Source organism: Candidatus Methylomirabilota bacterium (assembly GCA_035260325.1).
Taxonomy (GTDB): domain Bacteria; phylum Methylomirabilota; class Methylomirabilia; order Rokubacteriales; family CSP1-6; genus AR19.
Genome location: DATFVL010000034.1, coordinates 1 through 2,607, shown reverse-complemented (window position 1 = coordinate 2,607; position 2,607 = coordinate 1). Strand labels below are relative to the sequence as shown.

5 protein-coding genes are annotated in these 2,607 nt (G+C 69.3%); 4 read left to right on the top strand and 1 reads right to left on the bottom strand.

Features of this window, described 5'->3' with window-relative positions; genetic code table 11:
- The first annotated feature begins 94 nt into the window (after positions 1 to 94).
- Both VKG64_02510 and VKG64_02505 read left to right on the top strand, forming a co-directional pair.
- The gene (locus VKG64_02510) at positions 95 to 892 is read left to right on the top strand and encodes a glycosyltransferase family 2 protein (protein ID HKB23901.1); all 798 of its coding nucleotides are present in this window, start codon (positions 95 to 97) and stop codon (positions 890 to 892) included.
- 49 nt (positions 893 to 941) lie between these two features.
- Entirely contained in the window at positions 942 to 1,163 is a 222-nt protein-coding gene (locus VKG64_02505; protein HKB23900.1) for a hypothetical protein, read from the top strand.
- A gap of 13 nt (positions 1,164 to 1,176) precedes the next feature.
- Here the strand turns inward: VKG64_02505 and VKG64_02500 are convergent, their stop codons facing one another.
- Positions 1,177 to 1,926: a glucose 1-dehydrogenase gene (locus tag VKG64_02500; GenBank protein ID HKB23899.1), complete on the bottom strand. Its 750-nt coding sequence runs from the start codon at positions 1,924 to 1,926 to the stop codon at positions 1,177 to 1,179.
- Between the two features lie 83 nt (positions 1,927 to 2,009).
- Between VKG64_02500 and VKG64_02495 the strand changes: the two genes are divergently transcribed.
- Together VKG64_02495 and VKG64_02490 are read left to right on the top strand one after the other, a co-directional pair.
- Complete coding sequence (locus VKG64_02495; protein ID HKB23898.1) at positions 2,010 to 2,267, top strand: hypothetical protein; 258 nt, start codon at positions 2,010 to 2,012, stop codon at positions 2,265 to 2,267.
- On the top strand, positions 2,257 to 2,607 hold a 351-nt coding region (locus tag VKG64_02490), incomplete at its 3' end, for a PIN domain-containing protein (protein ID HKB23897.1). The genes VKG64_02495 and VKG64_02490, both read left to right, overlap by 11 nt.

The following is a 2,607-nucleotide window of genomic DNA, read 5'->3' as shown; positions in this document are numbered from 1 at the left end:
CGCGCCCGCCGTGGTCGCGAGCAACGGCCGCATCCACGAAGCCATGCTCGCGGTGCTGGCGGAGGTCAGGAGCGGCGGCTGAAGAACCCCTCGAATGACAACGACCACGATCGTCCTCGTCGTCTACAACCAGCTTGCCCTGACGCGGGCGTGCCTGGAGAGTCTGGCGCTGAGCCCGGAGCCTTTCGATCTCTGCGTGATCGACAACGGGTCCACGGATGGCACCGAAGAATTCTTCCGTCGCTACCCATACCCCCATCCCCTGTGTTACAGGCGTAATGACGACAATATTGGGCTGATCCGTGGCCTGAACCAGGGCGCCCGCCTGGCACGAGGCGAGTTCCTCTGCTTCCTGCACAACGACACCATCATGAGGGATCACGAATGGCTCGCCCGGCTCCGGGCCCCGCTCGAGGAGGGGACGCGGGCCGGGCTTGCTGGCCTCTACGGCGCGCAGCGGCTGCGGCGAGACGGACGCTACGTCGGGCGGACGATCCTCCATTGCCTCGAGGGCAGCGGGAATTTGTACGATCCTTCCGCGGAGGTTGCCGCGGTCGATGGCGTGTGCCTCTTTCTGCGCCGGGGGGTCTTCGACTCCGTCGGAGGGTTCGACGAGGCCTACGGCTTTTTCCACGGCTACGACCGCGACCTGTCCTTCAGCGTGCGCGAGGCGGGGTGGCGCTGCGTGGTCGTCAACGCGTCCTTCATCCATCGAGGCGGCGGGACTCGCACCGCGGACGGTACCGCACGGCCGCTGAGCACGGATCAGGCCGACCGCCGGGCCGCGCTCGCTCGCTTCGCCCGCAAGTGGCGACACCGACTCCCGAGCGACGTGCGCCCGTTCCCCGAACGCGTCCGCCAATGGTGGGCAGCGCGCCTCGCACGCCGTTGACGCGGAGTGCGCATGCCGCCCATTCTCGGCGAGGAACGGAGATGCTGCCGTGAAGCACCTCACGATCGGCGTCGGTATTATCGTCGGGCTGATCGCGATCGTGCTCGCCCTGCTCGTGTACCAGCGCGCCTGGACCAAGGTGTCGCAATCCGCGGAAGGGCTTCAGGTCTGGGAGAACCGCCTCTCCGGGAAGCGTGTGCTGTGCTCTCCCGCGTGGAATCCGCGCTGCCAGACCGAGGGAACGGAAGCCCGATATCCATCGATCGACTGATCGATCGCAACCCTCATACGAACCCGTAGGCGGCCCAGCCGCCGTCCACGGTGAGGATCTCGCCCGTCACGAACGAGGCGGCGTCGCTCGCGAGGAACACCGCGGCCTCGCCGATCTCCTCGGGCGTGCCGAGCCGGCCCATCGGCGTGCGGCGGGCGAGCGCGGCGAAGTCGAGGAGGCCTCTGGCGCGGAGGTCCCGGGTGAAGTCGGTCTCGACGTAGCCCGGCGCGATCGCGTTCACGCGCACGCCCGAGCCGGCCCACTCGATCGCGAGCACCTTGGTGAGCATGTTGGCGCCGGCCTTCGAGACGCAGTAGGCGAGCCGCCGCGGGAACGCGAGGGTGCCGTTGACCGACGTGATGTTGATGATGTTGCCCGACTTCCGCTCCAGCATCCCGCGGCCGAGCTCCTGGGCCAGGACGAAGTAGGCGTTCAGGTTGAGGTCGAGCGTGTAGCGGTAGTCGGCCTCGGGCAGCTCCTCCGACGGCGCCACGCGCGGCTGGCCGGCGTTGTTCACGAGGATGTCGACGGCACCGAGGGCCCGCACCGCCTCACGGGCCAGGCGCCGCGCCTCGTCGGATTTCGCGAGGTCGGCGGCGATCGGGACGGCTCCGGAGAGCGCCTTGGCCACCGCGGCGCAGTCGGCGGCGTCGCGCGAGTTGACGACGACGCGCGCGCCCTCACGCGCGAAGGCCCGGGCGATGCCGAGGCCGATCCCCTTCGTCCCGCCCGTGACGACCGCGGTCTTGCCGGCGAGCCTCATGCGACGCCTATTCTAGCAGCCCGCGGTGCTCCAGCCGAATTCCGCGCCGTCGCGATGTATGTTACGATGTATGTGCGTGCGTCATGGCCGGGATGATCCGGAAGCAGGTCTACATCGAGCCGCGTCAGGAGCGACTTCTCAAGGAGCGCGCCAAGAAGTACCGCGTGACCGAAGCCGACCTGATCCGCCAGGCGATCGATCGCGGCCTCGAGCGGACGGCGCTGCGGGCACCCGATCCCGAGGCCTGGAAGGTGGTCGAACGCTTCATCGCCCGACGGCGGAAGGGCCGCGCGCGCCAGGCCAAGCGGACGTGGCGGCGAGAAGACCTCTATGACCGGTGACGCGCTCGTCGATACGAACGTCCTCGTCTACGCCTACGATTCCCGGGTTCGGCCCAAGCAGGAGAAGGCCCTGGCCCTGCTGCGCCGCCTCGTGGTCAACGGGCGGGGCAGAATCTCGACTCAGGTCCTCGGCGAGTTCTACGTCGCCGGGACCGGGACGCTGGACCCGCCGTTGTCGCCGGCCGAGGCGGCGGAGCAGATCGTCGCCCTCGCGGCGGCGTGGCCCGTGCTGCCGGTGACCCCGCTCATCGTCCTCGAGGCGACTCGGGGCGCGTCCGGCCACCGGCTCCCGTACTGGGACGCGCAGCTCTGGGCCACCGCGCGCCTCAATCAGATTCCG